We start from the raw sequence: 15,582 nt of genomic DNA, 5'->3' as shown, positions 1-15,582 counted from the left end.
CCATTGCCAAAGCGCTGCCCTATTAGAACGCGTCCAGCGCAACACGAAGCGCCGTGCGACGGATGGTCATGTCTCCTTGTCATCAAGGAAGCCCTGCAGCAGCGCGCGCGCGACATCCCGCGCCTCGGCCGCCAGCGCTTCGTCGGACAATTCCCCTGCAGTCCAGAAGGACAGAACGCCGCGAAAGGCGAATGCGAGCTGCCGGGGCAGATCGCGCAGCGCCTGTTCCCGCCGGGCTTGCGCCAATCCATCCCCGGTGCCGAGCGCGAGCGCCCACAAGGCGGACGAGTGGTCCAGCACCTTGGCCGAAGATAGGCCGGGCATTCCGATCCAGCCCATCACAGTACGGTTGACCTGCGGTTCTTCCAGCATCACCGCACTGGCAATTTCCGTGGCGCGAAGGACGCCGATCGCGGCGTCCTCGTTTGTCGTAAAACCGCCAAACCGTTCCGCCATGGTATCGATCCGGCGTGCCGACAGCGCGAGCATGATGGCGGCCTTGCTGCCGAATTGATTGAATGGCGTGGCAAAGCTGACGCCTGCATCCGCCGCCAGTTCGCGCATCGAAAATTCCGCGTTGCCCTGTCGAAGCAGACGTTCGGCGGCGTCGAGCACCTGCTGACGAAGCGGCTCACCTCTCGCGGCCATTGTCCCATCCTTGATCAGCGTACAACAGTATCTATATCATGATATAGATCGCAATATGGGAGATATGACATGGCACAGAGCAATTCCCAAACCTTCCTGATCACCGGTGTAAGCTCCGGACTTGGCCAGGCTTTCGCGCGGGCTGCCCTCGAGGCCGGCCATCGCGTGATCGGCACCGTTCGGCGAAACGAGGACGCCGACGCCTTTGCGCGCCTCAGCGCGGACCGCGCCTTTCCGCTGCAGCTCGACCTTACCGATTATGCCCGCATTCCGCAGGCCGTAGAGGAAGCCGAGCAACGTGCCGGTGCGATCGACGTGCTCGTCAACAATGCCGGCTATGGCCATGAGGGAGCGCTGGAGGAATCCTCGCTCGACGACCTCCAGCGCCAATTCGCTACCAATGTGTACGGGCCAGTTGCCATGATGAAGGCGGTATTGCCGGGCATGCGGCAACGCCGCCGGGGGCGCATCATCAACGTCACGTCGATGGGCGGCTTCATTACGCTGCCCGGCATCACCTATTATTGTGGCAGCAAGTTCGCGCTGGAGGGCATTTCGGAGGCACTCGGCAAGGAGGTCGCCCCCTTCGGCATCTTCGTCACGGCGCTCGCACCGGGGCAGTTCCGGACCGATTGGGCAGGGCGATCGATGGACCGCGCGGCGCGATCGATCCCCGATTATGATCAGGTGATGGATCCGATCCGGGCCGCACGTCAGGCGAAGAGCGGCCATCAGCCGGGCGATCCGGCGAAGGCGGCACAGGCGCTGCTCACGCTGGTCGACGCCCCCTCTCCGCCAACGCGGCTGTTCCTGGGCGAAGATGCGCTGGCATTGGTCGAACAGAAGCTGGACGCGATGAAGGCAGAGATCGCCGCTTGGGAGACGCTCTCCCGCTCCACCGCCTTCGCTGACTGATCGTGTTACCGGCGCGCGCGAAAGAAATTTGAAGCAAATGGTGACCTTAAGTCGATCGCGGTCGAATAAGGTAACATGGTCGCAAACCCCATCTTCCGCCTGAGAGCCCCACCGGGCGCTTCGCGGCGTGCCAGCGAAGCGGCCGGCAGCGCGACCGACGCCGATACATGGGCCGCGCTGATGTGTGCCGCCCAGGCGGGCCATGGCGGCGCCTACCAGAGATTGCTGACGGAAATCTCCGACTGGCTGACGCGCTATTTCCAGCGCCGCCTACCCACCGGCGAGGCCGACGATGCCGTGCAGGAGACGTTGATGGCGGTCCATCGACGGCGCCACACTTATGATCCCCAATACCCGTTCAAGGCCTGGCTCGCCGGCATCGCCAAGAATAAGTGGATCGATCAGCTGCGTGCGATGGGACGGCGTCCTTCCGAAGAGCTGAGTGAACTTGCCGTCCCCGATCACGAGGCAGCGGTGACGAGCGCATCCGTGCTCGGCAACCTGCTTGACCAGCTTCGACCGGCGCAGGCCCAGGCGATCATGCTGGTGAAGCTGCAGGGCTACAGCATCGACGATGTGTCGCGCGAGACCGGCCTATCCGCCTCGGCCGTGAAGATGAACATCCATCGCGGGCTCGCCCGTCTGACCGCTTATCTAGAGAAAAGCCATGACATCGATTGATGCCCTGATCTCCACCCTGTCCGCAGATCTGGCACCAATCCGCCGCCGGAGCATGTGGCGTGAGGCGTTGCTCCTGCTGGCGCTCGCCGGCGCGGAATTGGCGATCATCCTGGGTGCGGGCATCATGCGGCCGGACATGGGGCGGATGATCCTGTCCGCGCCAATGATGTGGAAGATGGGCAGCCTGATGCTGCTCGCCGGGGTGACGTGCGCGCTTGCCATGCGCTCCCTGGCGCCGCCCAGCAGATCACATCACGGTATGATGGTGGCGGCGGTGTTGGGCGTTCTGGCCATCTTCGCGGGGCTGGCGGTGACGTCCGCCGCCGAGCATGCTCAACCAATCCTCGAACGGCTTGCACCCATGCATGGCGCGCGCTGCGCCGCCGCCATCATCGTACTTTCGCTGCCGATGATGGCGGCGTTGGCCGTTGTGATGCGGCGAGCGGCTCCGGTGCACCCCAAGGAGAGCGCCTTGGCATGCGGTCTCGCCGCGTCGACCTGCGGCGCGCTGGTCTTCACTGCCTGCTGCCCCATGAACGATCCGCTCTACATCATCGTCTGGTATTCGGTGGCCATTGCCATTGTCGCCGCGATGGCACGCTGGCTGCTGCCCCGCCGCTTCCGCTTGTAGCGCCCGCCGCCGCGGCGGCGGCACCTGCCCAGATCATCCCCCTTTGCCACCCGACGCACAGCCGCTCGGGACCGAACCATCGCGCCTTTCGCGCTTCACCAGGAGACCATCATGATCATCACCGCGAAACCGCCCTATTCTGCCGAAGCCAAGGACGCGGGATCGCATTGGCTGAAACGTTATTACGGCGTTCGTGCCCTTGTCTCCTTCCTGTGGGTGGCGCTCGCTTTCACAATCGGCAAAGCGCAGCCCGCTATCGGCGCGGCGCTGCTCGTCGCCTATCCGGCATGGGATTGTCTCGCCAATCTGATCGATGCCAGACGCAGTGGCGGGCTGCTGGCCAACCCTTCGCAATTCCTCAACGTCGTGGTCAGCGCGATCGTCATGGTCGCTGTCATCGCCACCGTGGGTAACGATCTCCACGCATCCATCGGCGTCATCGGCGTGTGGGCCACCCTATCCGGCCTGCTCCAGCTCGCGACCGGTGTGCGGCGGTGGCGGAGCGCCAGCGCGCAATGGCCGCAGATCCTGAGCGGTGCGCAATCCACGCTGGCGGGGGCGCACTTCCTGGTCCAGGCGACCAACCTAGCATCCCCGGTGAGCGTCGCCATCGTGGCCCCTTATGCGGCCTTCGGCGCGGTCTATTTCACCATCTCCGCGGTCGTCCTCGCTCTCAAGCGCCGGTGAGCCCAAGTCCCGCTATTGATTTCTGGCCGGTCCGTTAGCCGGCCAGAACCTTGGGCGTGAACCAGAGCGCCGCCATCACCAAGATCCCCGATGGAGCCAGCCACCAGGACGCCCCGCGCAGATAGACACCTATGCCGCCCCGCAGGCGGGTCGCATAGACGATCATGCCGGTTACCGAGAGGCCGGTCAGAAACAGGCCGAACACGAACCAGACGAGCTTGCTCGCCAATCCACCCCACGTCCCGAAGTGAATGGGGTCAGCCATTTCGGAAATGCGAGAATGCACGTTCAGCGTTTTGCCGATTACACGCAGGCCTACTGCCCCTGTCGCGGGATCGACGAAGACGGCGTCGGCTTTCTCCGTCGTCAGCATCGTGCCTGCATCGCCCTGGAAGCCGACCATGCGCATGCCGGGAAAGGGATAAAGGACGCGCTTCACCACCAATTGCGGATAGGCCTGACGTGCTGCCGCCGCGAGCCGGTCGAGCTCCGCACCGACCGGCTGCACCAACGCCGTCGGTGCGCCTTTGGCAGCGCGCTCCAGCGGAAGCAGCGGCCGCGCAGCCCCGCCGAACAGCTCGATCAGATACCAGAGGCTGGTCGCCACGATCAGCGAGACGAACCAGATGCTCCATAGCCCGGCAAGGCGATGAAGATCGCCGGCGGTCGTCCGCAGATTGTCGCCACGGGGCTTGCGGAAGAAGCCGCGCCAGAATTTCTTGTAGCTGATCAGCCCGGTGACGAGCGACGCGACCATCAGCAGCGCAAAGGCTGTCACGATCGGCAAACCGATCGCCACGGGGAGCATGAAACGGCGGTGAAAGTCGCGGAGGAAACGTTCGGCACCGCCAAAGGGCGCGACCCGATTGACCTTGCCGGTCGCCGGATCAACCAGCACCCGACGGCGGTGGCCATCCGGTGCCTTCAACACCACAACCGTCGCGAACCACGGATCAGGTCCGCGCTCGATCAGGTCGATCTTTGCGCCGGGTACGGCCGCCTGGGCGTTGGCCGCGATCGCCCCCCACGACGCACCGGTTCCGGCAGCCGGCCGGGCGCGCATCGCCGAATCCGCCAGCCAATCGATCTCATTGCCCAGCACCGCCAGCGTGCCGGAAAACAGGATCACGAACAGGCACAGCGAGAGCTTCAGTCCGATCCAGGCATGCACCCGCCACCAGCGCGACCGCCCCTTGGGACGCGCGCGGCCGGTCGCGGGCTTCGCCAGATCAGAAACGGTAGCCAATGGTGCCCGTTATGATGCGAGGATCGCCATAGCGGCAGGCGTTGATGCCGCTCGACAGGCAGGATGTATATTTCCTGTTGAACAGGTTGCGCGCGTTGAGCGCGACCCGCCAAGGCCCCGGTGTCCACTCCACAACACCATCGAACAATGTGTAGGCGGCATTGTCGAAGGTAGCGCCGACGATGTTGCTTTTGCCGATATAGCGTGCGCCACCGCCGATTTTGACGTCGTCCAGTCCGACGCTCGCGAGACGATATTCCGCGAAGGCCGACAGGGTATAGCGCGGCACGAAGGTCGGCCGCTGATCCTGCTCGGCCGGGTTGTTTGAACGGGTAATCCGCGGATCGAAATAGGCGCCCGCAAACAGCACGTTCAGGCCGCGCACCAGTTCGGCCTGAGCCTCGGCCTCGATGCCGCGCACACGGATCTCGCCGGTCTGGACGCTGAAGCCGGCCGCAGCAGGACGTGTGTCCGGCGTCAGCACGTTGGTTTGCGTAAGCTGGTACACGGCCGCGCTCAGCAATACTTTCGAGCCGGGCTTTTGATAGCGAATACCGGCTTCATATTGTTCGCCCCGGCTGGGCACGAAGCGAGCGCCGTCGAAGGTCGTACCGATCTGCGGCGCGAAGGAGCGCGAATAGCTGGCATAAGGTGCCAGGCCATTGTCGCCGACATGAACCAACCCGGCGCGCCAGGTGAAGGCGTCATCCTTTTGCTGCGTGTCGACCCCGTTGGCGCGTAGCCGCGTCCGGTTGCGGCTCCAGTCCTGTCGTCCGCCCGCGACCAATATCCACTTATCGTCGATCCGCATCTGATCTTGGAAATAGATGCCGATCTGCCTGGAACGGACGTCGGCGCCGCGATTGCGGCTCGGTGTCTTGTCGACCACGGGCACGGCGCCATAGACGGGCTGATAAATGTTGATCGGCGTGACCGACCCGTTCTGGAAGCGATCATTGCGGTAGGTCGGTACGTAGACGTCCACACCAGCCATCAATTCATGCTTCATGGTTCCGGTGTTAAGATCGACGCGGATGCGGTTATCGGCGGAAAGACTGGTCGTCTTCTCGCGCCGATAACTGATCGCCCGGCTCAGATCCCCGGCAGTCGTGACCGCGCCAACCTGCAGATAATCCCAGTCCAGCGTGCCCTCATAATAGCGCAGGGCGCTCTCGAAACGGACGGCATCGGAAAATGCATGACTGAAGCGATAACCAACATTCCACTGATCGGCATCATACCGATCGAAATCGGGTTCACCGACAAAGCGGTCCCGCGGGACCGGGCCACGCGGGAGGCCGGCTCCGGTCACCAGCTGCGTGCTTAACGGCGCGGCGAAGTTCATCCGGATTTCCTGATAACTGCCGAGCAAGGTCAGTTCCGTCTTGCCATCGATCCGCCAGGTCAGCGCGGGCGCGATGTAGCGCTTATTGTCCTTGATATAATCGACTTCGGTATTGGAATCGCGGATCAGCCCGGTCAGCCGAACCGCCAGATTGTCTGCGAGCGGGCCGGTGTAATCAGCTGCGAGTTCCTTGCGATCGAAGCTGCCATATTGTGCGCGGATTTCCCCGGACGCGGTGAAGGACGGCCGCTTGGTCACCGCATTGATCACCCCGCCCGGGCCGAGTTGACCGTAGAGCACCGAGGTCGCGCCGCGGAGCACCTCGATCCGCTCCAGCGCGTAAGGCTCGATGCCGCCGCCATAGGTCGATGCCTGGGGCTTCAGTCCGTCGAGCAGAATGCTGCCGTCGGCGGTGTTGACCGGGAAACCACGCAGATAAACATTGTCGGCCGATCGCGCGAAGCTGGCGGGCTGCGTGATGAGGCCCGGCGTATAGCCGAGGCTTTCGCTGATCGTCTTAGTGTTGATCGTCTCGATGAAGGTTGAATCCACCACCGATACCGACTGCGGCGTTTCGATAAGTCGGGCGTCGGACTTGCCCACCGACACGCGATTGTCGACGCGTGCCGTCACGACGACGTCGTCAGCTTCGCTGCGAAGGTCGCGCTCTGCCCCTGCTGCATCTGCAGCAAACACGGTGCCGGCGTTCAGCGCGAGCCACGCTACGCCTACAAATCGCTGAATTCCCATAGATCCCCTTTGTCAGGGACGATCTAGCGCTAATGCGACAAAGTCGCAATATCATTTGCTGAGCAGGTGCGAGTTGCCCCAGCTGATGGCGCGGCAGTGATCCCTGAATTCCGGGCGAGGCAACCATATGCGCTGGCGTGCATAGTCCGATGTCATTGGATCGATGCAGCAAGGAAATGACGTGACCACATCTCTAGAGCGGATCATCCAGGAGATTACGGCAGAGATTGCCGATGCCGCCGCAGAGATTGAGAACGCCGCCGATGCCAAGCAGGAGGGGCTGACGCCGGGGCCGTTCAGCATGGCCATCGCGACAACGGATGGACGGGTGCTGCGTGCGGGCGCGGCCGACGCACGCTTTCCTATTCAAAGCATCGCTAAAGTGTTCGCGCTGGAAATGGCATTGTGTGCGGTCGGCAAGAGACTGTTCGAGCGAGTTGGCCGGGAGCCGTCCGGCGATCCGTTCAATTCGATCATCGATCTTGAGCGAACCAAGGGGCTGCCGCGCAACCCGTTCGTCAACGCCGGAGCGCTGGTGGTCGTCGATACGCTGGTCGAGCAGCTTGGCGACGACGCCCAGGCGGATGCGGTCGTGAAGTTCGTACGCAAACAACTCGATGGACGAAGCTTTCCGCTCAACGACGACGTTCTCGCCAGCGAACGCGAGGGCGGCGACCTCAATCGCGCGATGATGAGCTTCATGCGACATCACGACAATTTCCGCTCGGAAATCGACGAGGTGATGGAAGCTTATGTGCATCAATGCGCCATCGCGCTCGATTGTCGCGAACTGGCCCAGGCCGGTCTGTTCCTGGCGCACACGCGCCGAGCGTGCGACGATCCAGCAGAAGATGCGCGAGCCAAGCGTATGCGGGAGGTTTTGGCTCTGATGATGGCCTGCGGCCATTATGACGGGTCGGGCGATTTTGCGATGCGGGTAGGCCTGCCCGCCAAAAGCGGCGTTGGCGGTGGCATTCTGGCGATCGCACCGGAGATCGCCTCGATTGCAGTATGGTCCCCCAATCTCGATCAGCACGGCAACTCCATGCAGGGCGTCCGCGCGCTCGAGATGCTTGCTGACCGCACCGGCTGGTCGGTTTTCGGGCCGCCGTGCTGAACCGAACGCGTCCTACAGCTGGCCTAAAGCGCCCCTACCCTGGCGCGTCAGACGATCTGCCGTACGCACACCCTCAAACCCTCATGCCGCCACCGATCAGCGACGCGATGCGAGGAGATCGCGCTGCTGCTGGCCCTGACGCTCCTGCATCCAGCCCGGATATTCGCGCGGCAGCTTGCTGACTGCGTCAAGCGCCGCCAGTTCTTCGCCGGTCAGGTCAATCTCGGCAGCGGCGAGATTGTCTTCCAGCTGGTCCGGGCGCTTGGCGCCCACAATCACGCTGGTCACGACGCGCTGGTGCAAAAGCCAGGCGAGCGCGATGCGCGCCACCGATACCCCGCGCGACTCCGCAATCGGGCGCATCGTTGCGATGACGGCGTCACCACGCTCCGTATTGATGGGCGGAAAGTCGAAGGCCGCGCGGCGGCCGTCGGCGGCGGTGCCACCCCCGCTATATTTGCCTGAAAGGAACCCGCCCGCCAGCGGGCTCCAGACCATCAAGCCAACCTCTTCGGACAGCAGCACCGGCGCAAGCTCGCGCTCAAGGTCGCGTCCCGCCAGCGTGTAATAAGCCTGAAGCGAGGCGAAGCGGTGCAGCCCCAGGCGCTCCGCGATGCCGAGCGCCTTGGCAATTTGCCACGCGGCCCAGTTCGACACACCGACATAGCGGACGTGTCCATGCTGAACAAGCGTATCGAGCGCGCGCAGCGTCTCCTCGATCGGGGTCGCCGGATCGAAGCCGTGGACCTGATAGAGATCGACATGGTCGAGTTGCAGCCGCTTCAGGCTTGCCTTGCAGGCATCGATCAGATGGTAGCGCGACGCCCCGCGCCCGTTCGGGCCTTCGCCGGTCGCGCCGAAGCCCTTTGTGGCCACCACGATCTCGTCACGTTTCACGCCGAGATTGCGGATCGCCTGGCCGGTAATCTCCTCCGACCGGCCATCGGCATACACGTCGGCCGTGTCGACGAAGTTGACACCCTTATCGATCGCCGTGCGAAGAAGCATATCTGCCTCCGCCTGCCCAAGCTGGCCGATCTTGCTCCACATATCCTCACCAGCACCACCGAAGGTCATGGTGCCCAGGCACATTTCGGACACGAACAGGCCGGTGCGGCCAAGCTTGTTGTAGCGCATGATATGAGACTTTCTGACGAAGGGCACTTTCACCGCCCAACGCACCGAAGGCCGCTTTTGGCGCAAGGCCGATCCACGTCGGGTTTGCGCACATAGCCCAGCAGGCAATGGTGGAAGTAGGCAGCTGCTGCATACTATTGACCGCAGCTCGGAGGCTGTGCAGGATATATTATATCATAGAGCTTGGTGCTGCGCCGCCCATTGTGCCGAAGGCGTCGGTGTCGGGACGATCGGAAAAGGTCACTGTGTGAAGAAAGCCGTTCTGCTCCTTTCCCTTCTTGTCGCCGCTCAGCCCGCATCGGCCCAGGACACGAGCAAGTCCGGCGATGGAAAAGCGGGCTCGGCGGTCGATAAGCATAACGAAAAGGTTGCCCAGCAGATTGCCGACGAGTGGCCGCTGACACCGGTGAAAGAGGAAGAGAGCGTCACCGCCCATAGTGTTGCTGTAGGCGGCAGGACCCTGAAATATCACGCCGCGGCAGGCACGGTTACGATTCAGGATGACGACGCCAAGCCGACCGCGAGCGTCTTCTACGTGGCCTACACGTTGGATGGAGCGCCTCCCGGAAGCCGCCCGGTCACCTTCTTCTACAACGGGGGGCCAGGCTCAGCTTCGGTATGGCTCCACATGGGGTCCTTTGCGCCGATGCGCGTGCAGACGGGCAGTCCGGAATCCATTCGCCCGGCCCCCTATCGCTTCGGCCCCAACCCCGACACGCTGCTCGACAAGACCGATCTCGTCTTCATCGACATGGTGGGCACCGGCTATTCCCGTCCGCTCGGCGACGCCACCGGTAAGGATTTCTGGGGCGTCGATGAGGATGCGGATGCCTTCGCCAAAGCCATCATCCGCTGGACCACCAAGAACAGCCGGTGGACGAGCCCCAAATTTCTGTTCGGCGAAAGCTATGGAACCACCCGCTCTGCCGCCCTCGCGTACCAGCTGCAAGACCGTGGCATGGCGTTGAACGGGGTCGTGCTTCTCTCCTCGATCCTCAATTACGGCATTGAGCAGCAGGGTTACGATCAGGGTTATATTAGCTATTTGCCAAGCTACGCGGCGACCGCCTGGTATCACAATCGCATCGCCAATCGGCCGGCAGACCTCCCAAGCTTTCTTCAGCAGGTCCGAGCCTTCGCACAGGGCCCCTACGCGCTGGCGCTTTCGAAAGGCCAGGATCTGCCGGATGCAGAGCGCGACGCGATCGCCGATCAGATGGCGGCATATACCGGGCTCTCGGCGACGTTCATCAAGCGCGCCAACCTGCGCGTCGATCTCAACCGCTTCCAAAAGGAACTGCTGCGCGACCAAGCCCTGACGGTGGGCCGGTTCGACAGCCGCTATACCGGCGTCGACACGGATTCAGCGGGGGAAAGCCCGGATTTCGACGCTTCGGATACGGCGATATCGGGCGCCTTCGTCACAACCTTCAACGATTATGTCCAGCGGGAGCTGAAGTATAAGTCTCCGCTCCCCTATCGCGTATCGGCATACGGGCTGAAGGGGTTCGATTGGAATTGGAAGCACAAGGCGCCCGGCAACAGCGATGCGATGAACAATCCGGACGTCGCGGTCGATCTCGCCGCAGCGATACGAACCAATCCTTACCTCAAAGTGCTATCGCTGAACGGCTGGTACGACATGGCCACGCCATTCTTCGCCACCGAATATGACATTGCGCATATGATGCTCGACAAGAAACTCCGCGCCAACGTGAGCTTCCATTACTACCCGTCGGGCCACATGATTTACCTCAATCCGGATGCACTTCATCAGTTGCACAACGATCTGGCTGACTTCTACGATTCGACTGTCGCCGCCGCGGCCCATGATCGGCCAGGGGGCCACGCCCCGTCCTGAGCTCGTAAATCATTCGAGATGATACGGCAGGAGGCCGCGGTGCGAAGTTGCACCGCGGCCTCCTCTTACGCACCTGCCTTCTCGGGCAAAGATCCGACACATCCCGCAACGTGTTGAGATCGGGCGCCAACTCGATAAAGCTAGCGCGCCGATCTCCGACGCATGATGATCAGAATTTGACGGTAGTGCTGATCCCGATGTTGCGACCCAGCGCATCATAGCGCTGCGGGAAAGTGTTGTTGTGCGCCAAGCTGATATCGTAAGAGTTGGCGATCAACGGCGGGTTCTTGTCGAACACGTTGTTGGCTATCAGCCGCAGGGTAAAACGGCTGTCGACGTTGAAGCTCAACGCCAGATCGAAAAAGCTCTGCGGCCCAATACGGTAGAAGGTGGTCTGCGCCCGATCTGCCGTGCCTCCGATGGCCGGATCACCGGAGTTGTTGGCATTGGTAAGAGAGCCCGTGTAGCGCCAGTTGAACGACGCGCTGAACAGCCCGCCTGGCGTATTGTAGGTGGTGCGCAACGTGTGCGCCCAGCGCGGCAACAGTTGACCGCACCCGTTGCCAAAATAACCCGCACAATTGCGTAGCGGTTGGATCGGAGAGTCCTGGCCGCCGGCGAAGGTCGTCAGCGATCCGTTGAAATCGAAATCCACGTGGCCGAAGCGCGGGCCGAGCGCCAGTGTGTACTGACCCTGGAAGTCATAACCGCGCGCGATCGAATAATAATAATTGGTGGTTCCGGCGCGGATGAAGCCGCTGGTCGGGTTGGACGCCGCCGAGGCGCTCAGCGTACCATCGGCCGCACGCACGAAACCGGAGCAGAAATAGGGATCTGCTGTCCGCAAGCACCCATCGTAATAATAAGAGTCGCCGTTGTAGGTCAGCGAGTTGTTGATCTTAACCCGGTACCGATCAACCGAAAGGAACAGCCCCTTGATGAAGCGCGGCTTGAGAATCAGGCCGTACGTGAGCGTGTAGGCCGTTTCCGGATCCGCGTTGAAGCCCCCCTGGCGCACGGTGCACTGGCTGTTCGGGCAGAGCAGCGTCGAGCTGCCGTACAGATTGTCCGCCAAGCCGGTCGCCCGGCACACGTCGCGCGAGGCAAGCGGCACGGTGGTCGTTATGGTCTGGCCGGGATTGTTGGGATCCGGGATCTGGCGCGCCACCGGCGCACAGAAATCGTTCTGGGAGCCCCCTTGGCGTGAGAAGCTGATATTGGACGCCTGGTAGCTTTCTACCAAGGTCGGCGCGCGCTGCGCCTTGTTGTACGAGCCTCGGAACGTGATGTCCGATACCGGCGAGTAAATGCCTTCTAGCTTCCAGGTGGTGAAGCGGTCGGGGTTCACGTTATATTTGGAAACTCGGAAACCACCATTCCACTGCAGCTGGTGCACAAAAGGCTTGTCCTGGACCAGCGGCGCCTGGATCTCGGCGTTCGCTTCCCACACATGCTGCTTGAGATGTATGTCCTGTCCGCCGAAGATCGTGCGGAACGGTGCATCGGCCGTAGAAGCAAAGGTCTCCTTGCGGAATTCGGTGCCGAAAGCGACCGCCAGGCCATCATTGGCGAAAGGCGAGATGATGCCGTATTTGCCGAGATCGCCCGTGATGTTGAGCTGCCCGTCGTAAAGCTTGCTCACGTTCTTCTGCGTGCCCGCGGCGCCGGCGAAGAGATAGTCCATTAGCGCGCGGCTGCCGCTACCGGCGCTGAACGCATCGAAGGGAATGCAGGCCGGATCAGTACCGTTGATGGCGGCAACGCAGGTGGGAGCGCCATTCACGTTGACGACGTTGAGCGCGTTGTTGAGGCGGGTAAAATTGGCCTGTCCGGCCGTGGTCCAATTCTGCTGATTGCGCGCATAGACGCCGCCGAGGTCGTAGGTCCAGGCGTCACCCAGCTTGCCGCGTATGCCGCCCGTCCCCCGGATACCCTTGTTGAGGTATATGTCGTCGGCCGTCGGCACATTGTTGAGGCGATAGCTCAGATCGATCGGCGCCATGGCAGACGTGCCCGCCGCGCTTCCGCACAAGGTGGTCGCCTGCGAACTCGACAGGAAGGGATTGTTGCAGTTCACCTGATAGGGGGTCGAGCCGTAGGCTGCATACGATTGCAGCACGGTGGGATAGACATTGCGCGACTTGTCCCGGAACCAGATGGCCGACCCGTAGAGCTCGGCGGCATCGGAGAATTTCATCGTAAAGAAGCCGCCGGCGTTGACGCGCTCATCGGGCCGTTGATCGTTGTAGACGTCGAAATAATTGGAGTCCGTGCCGAAGCCGGTGCCGTAGGGGATGAAGGCGCGCGTGCCGTCAGGATTGTTGACCAGCCTAGTCCCGGCGGCGACGCCCGCTTGCGGCGTGATCGAGCCGGCACGGGGATAGCCCAGATACTGGCAGGAAACGGGTCCGTCCTTGGACAATTGCACGATGCCGCAGGCGGCGGTGGAGCGGTCAGCATAACCGATCGAATCGACATGCTTGTAGTTGATGAAACCAGAGACCTTGAGCCGGTCTTCCAGCAGCGAGGTGCCCGCCGTCAGGGTCAAGTCTGCGCGACCGCCGTCGGCGCTGTTCCCCGACGCCGCCGGAAAGCCCGCCGCATTGGCGGTCCGCGACACGATGTTGGACGTATTGTTGTGCTGGTAGAAGTTATAGTTCGCGTCCAGCCGGATCCCTTCGAAATCCGGCTTGAGGATGAAGTTGACGACGCCGGCAACGGCGTCTGAGCCGTAGACGGACGAGGCACCCCCCGTAAGCACGTCCACCCGCTCCAGCAGCGACACGGGAATGATGTTGGTGTCCTGGCCGTTCTGGGTGCCGATGCGCTTACCGTCGATCAGCACCAGCGTGCGCTCGAAGCCCAGACTGCGGAGCTTGATCCGCTGCCGCCCGTCCGAATCCGAATAGGTCTGCTGATTGTCGGGTGCCACTTGCGGCAGGCGGTTCAGCACCTCCTCCACGTTCAGCGGCGCCTGCTGCTTGATGTCCTGCGAAGTCACCGACGTAATCGGGGCGGCCGCCACGGCGTTAGGGCGGCGAATGCGCGTTCCGGTTACGACCACATCGCCCGTCGGAGCCTGGCTCGACGATGTGGCCGGCTGAGGCTCGGCAGCGGGAGTCGTACTATCATCTGCAGTAGGAGCAGCCTGCGCGGACATCTCAGAGTCAGGCGTGGTTGCCGTATTAGTAACAGCCTCCGCCGAAGGCAGCGACGAAGACTGGGCCGATGCCACCCCGCCCAAGGTCATCGCGCCCATCAGCGCGATCATCGAAACCGAATGTCTCAGCATGCCTACGCCCCTTACATCGTTACGTGTACGCATTGAGCTTCCACCAATGGTATCCACAGTCAATACCGCTTTATAACCTTTGCGAAAGTTTGCCGGTATGTTGCAGTCTCGTCACTCCTTTATCGGCTTGAAGAGGTGCGCGCCGGCAGGCCAAGAACGGCTGAATTCAGCCATTATATCCGAAATGGTTAAAGATAGCTCGCCTGCTGCCGCGTTATTTAACTACAAGTTTGCGAGCAATACCAATTTGTTTCCTGTAGCGAGCGAAAATGCAGGCTGTCGGCTCCAGCGGCGTTGGGCTCCTAGGCTTCAGACGACACGCAATGAACCAGCACCGCCGACCTGCAGTTAAGCCGGCGTTGCTGAACTCGTCGGGATATTAAGAGCGGCGACCCGCACGCCGTTTGCTACGCTGTTACGCGTCCGCCAGCTCCGCGACGAAATCATAGCCGTCGCCACGATAATAAGAGCGGGTGAACTCCGCGGCGCGTCCATCTCTCATGAAGCCGCGGCGCTCGATGAGGAGGCCAGGGGTGCCGGTCGCCACGCCCAGCAAGCGCGCATGGTCGAGCCTGAACGGCACCGCGCGCAGCCGCTGGAGCGCACGCACCGGGCGACTGCCTGTTGCTTCCAGCGCGACATATAGGCTGTCATGCACCGCCTCCACGCCAGACAGGCAATAGCCAGCGATCGTGGCGAATTCGAGCGCCATGGGCTGCCCATCTGCCAGCCGCACTCGGTGGAAGCGGAACACGGTCGCTCCCGGAGAAAGGCCGAGAGCGAGCGCTTCCTCCGGATTTACCGTACCGGCCACACGGCTGATCCATTTGCTGGTGACCGCCTTTCCGCGGGCCGCCATATCCTCGGAGAAGGAAGATAATTTCGAGAAGCTTTTCTCCACCCGCCCGGCAACAAAGGTGCCCGCCCCACGCCGGCGGATCAGCAGCCCTTCCTCCACCAGTCCGGCGATTGCCTTGCGCACGGTGATCCGGGAGATGTCATACTCGACCGCCAGATCACGCTCTGCCGGGATAGCATCGCCGTGCGCCAGTACCCCGCCGCCAATCGCCGCCCGGATCAGCTGTTGCAACTGCAGGTATAGGGGGGCCGGATTACCCGGCCGAAATCTTCCAATTTGCTGCGAGAAGACCAACGTGAGCATCCCCCTCCGACCATGCGTCGGTGCGGCATACCCGCCCCCTGTACGGCCACAAACAGATAGCAGCACGGAGATTGCTCACAATCCCTTAACATGATCGGTTGGTCCCATAG

At 62.3% G+C, this 15,582-nt stretch carries 12 protein-coding genes; 6 read left to right on the top strand and 6 right to left on the bottom strand.

Annotated features, from left to right (window positions below; all coding sequences use genetic code 11):
• Nucleotides 1-66: 66 nt before the first annotated feature.
• On the bottom strand, nt 67-648 hold the full coding sequence (locus ACOJSI_RS03725) for a TetR/AcrR family transcriptional regulator (RefSeq protein ID WP_420136916.1): 582 nt from the start codon (nt 646-648) through the stop codon (nt 67-69).
• A gap of 69 nt (nt 649-717) precedes the next feature.
• Between ACOJSI_RS03725 and ACOJSI_RS03720 the strand changes: the two genes are divergently transcribed.
• From ACOJSI_RS03720 to ACOJSI_RS03705, 4 genes are all read left to right on the top strand, one after another.
• On the top strand, nt 718-1,563 hold the full coding sequence (locus ACOJSI_RS03720; protein ID WP_420136915.1) for an oxidoreductase: 846 nt from the start codon (nt 718-720) through the stop codon (nt 1,561-1,563).
• A gap of 75 nt (nt 1,564-1,638) precedes the next feature.
• Nucleotides 1,639-2,244 (top strand): sigma-70 family RNA polymerase sigma factor, encoded by a 606-nt coding sequence (locus tag ACOJSI_RS03715; protein ID WP_420136914.1) that lies wholly within the window; start codon nt 1,639-1,641, stop codon nt 2,242-2,244.
• Nucleotides 2,231-2,875 carry an NrsF family protein gene (locus tag ACOJSI_RS03710; protein WP_420136913.1) on the top strand — a complete coding sequence of 215 codons (645 nt, stop codon included), beginning with the start codon at nt 2,231-2,233 and terminating at the stop codon, nt 2,873-2,875. Before ACOJSI_RS03715 ends, ACOJSI_RS03710 begins: the two co-directional genes overlap by 14 nt.
• A gap of 111 nt (nt 2,876-2,986) precedes the next feature.
• Nucleotides 2,987-3,562 carry a DUF308 domain-containing protein gene (locus ACOJSI_RS03705; RefSeq protein WP_420136912.1) on the top strand — a complete coding sequence of 192 codons (576 nt, stop codon included), beginning with the start codon at nt 2,987-2,989 and terminating at the stop codon, nt 3,560-3,562.
• A 34-nt stretch (nt 3,563-3,596) separates the two neighbouring features.
• Here ACOJSI_RS03705 and ACOJSI_RS03700 read toward each other — a convergent pair whose 3' ends face one another.
• Nucleotides 3,597-4,808, bottom strand: a complete 1,212-nt coding sequence (locus ACOJSI_RS03700) for a PepSY-associated TM helix domain-containing protein (protein WP_420136911.1) — start codon at nt 4,806-4,808, stop codon at nt 3,597-3,599.
• The gene (locus ACOJSI_RS03695; protein WP_420136910.1) at nt 4,792-6,849 is read right to left on the bottom strand and encodes a TonB-dependent siderophore receptor; all 2,058 of its coding nucleotides are present in this window, start codon (nt 6,847-6,849) and stop codon (nt 4,792-4,794) included. The genes ACOJSI_RS03700 and ACOJSI_RS03695 overlap by 17 nt, the downstream gene beginning before the upstream one ends.
• Nucleotides 6,850-7,084: 235 nt before the next feature.
• On the opposite strand from ACOJSI_RS03695, the gene glsA reads away from it, so the two are divergent.
• Nucleotides 7,085-8,020 (top strand): glutaminase A, encoded by a 936-nt coding sequence (glsA, locus tag ACOJSI_RS03690; protein ID WP_420136909.1) that lies wholly within the window; start codon nt 7,085-7,087, stop codon nt 8,018-8,020.
• Nucleotides 8,021-8,116: 96 nt separating this feature from the next.
• Here glsA and ACOJSI_RS03685 read toward each other — a convergent pair whose 3' ends face one another.
• Nucleotides 8,117-9,157 (bottom strand): aldo/keto reductase, encoded by a 1,041-nt coding sequence (locus tag ACOJSI_RS03685; protein WP_420136908.1) that lies wholly within the window; start codon nt 9,155-9,157, stop codon nt 8,117-8,119.
• 247 nt (nt 9,158-9,404) lie between these two features.
• Between ACOJSI_RS03685 and ACOJSI_RS03680 the strand changes: the two genes are divergently transcribed.
• Entirely contained in the window at nt 9,405-11,018 is a 1,614-nt protein-coding gene (locus ACOJSI_RS03680; protein ID WP_420136907.1) for a S10 family peptidase, read from the top strand.
• Nucleotides 11,019-11,187: 169 nt separating this feature from the next.
• On the opposite strand, the gene ACOJSI_RS03675 is transcribed toward ACOJSI_RS03680, so the two are convergent.
• Nucleotides 11,188-14,043: a TonB-dependent receptor domain-containing protein gene (locus ACOJSI_RS03675; RefSeq protein ID WP_420136906.1), complete on the bottom strand. Its 2,856-nt coding sequence runs from the start codon at nt 14,041-14,043 to the stop codon at nt 11,188-11,190.
• Nucleotides 14,044-14,725: 682 nt separating this feature from the next.
• A complete protein-coding gene (locus tag ACOJSI_RS03670; protein WP_420136941.1) occupies nt 14,726-15,463 on the bottom strand; it encodes a GntR family transcriptional regulator in 738 nt (245 codons plus the stop codon).
• Between the last annotated feature and the right edge of the window lie 119 nt (nt 15,464-15,582).

The sequence above is a fragment of the Sphingomonas sp. genome (assembly GCF_048595155.1).
Classification (GTDB): Bacteria; Pseudomonadota; Alphaproteobacteria; order Sphingomonadales; family Sphingomonadaceae; genus Sphingomonas_I.
The sequence above is the reverse complement of the archived record's forward strand: the minus strand, read 5'-3'. Positions and strand labels throughout refer to the sequence as shown.

What these genes read in the sequence shown, in the direction of transcription:
- ACOJSI_RS03725 (WP_420136916.1), bottom strand. Translation starts at nt 648, where the DNA reads ATGGCCGCGAGAGGTGAGCCGCTTCGTCAGCAGGTGCTCGACGCCGCC.
- ACOJSI_RS03720 (WP_420136915.1), top strand. Translation starts at nt 718, where the DNA reads ATGGCACAGAGCAATTCCCAAACCTTCCTGATCACCGGTGTAAGCTCC.
- ACOJSI_RS03715 (WP_420136914.1), top strand. Translation starts at nt 1,639, where the DNA reads ATGGTCGCAAACCCCATCTTCCGCCTGAGAGCCCCACCGGGCGCTTCG.
- ACOJSI_RS03710 (WP_420136913.1), top strand. Translation starts at nt 2,231, where the DNA reads ATGACATCGATTGATGCCCTGATCTCCACCCTGTCCGCAGATCTGGCA.
- ACOJSI_RS03705 (WP_420136912.1), top strand. Translation starts at nt 2,987, where the DNA reads ATGATCATCACCGCGAAACCGCCCTATTCTGCCGAAGCCAAGGACGCG.
- ACOJSI_RS03685 (WP_420136908.1), bottom strand. Translation starts at nt 9,157, where the DNA reads ATGCGCTACAACAAGCTTGGCCGCACCGGCCTGTTCGTGTCCGAAATG.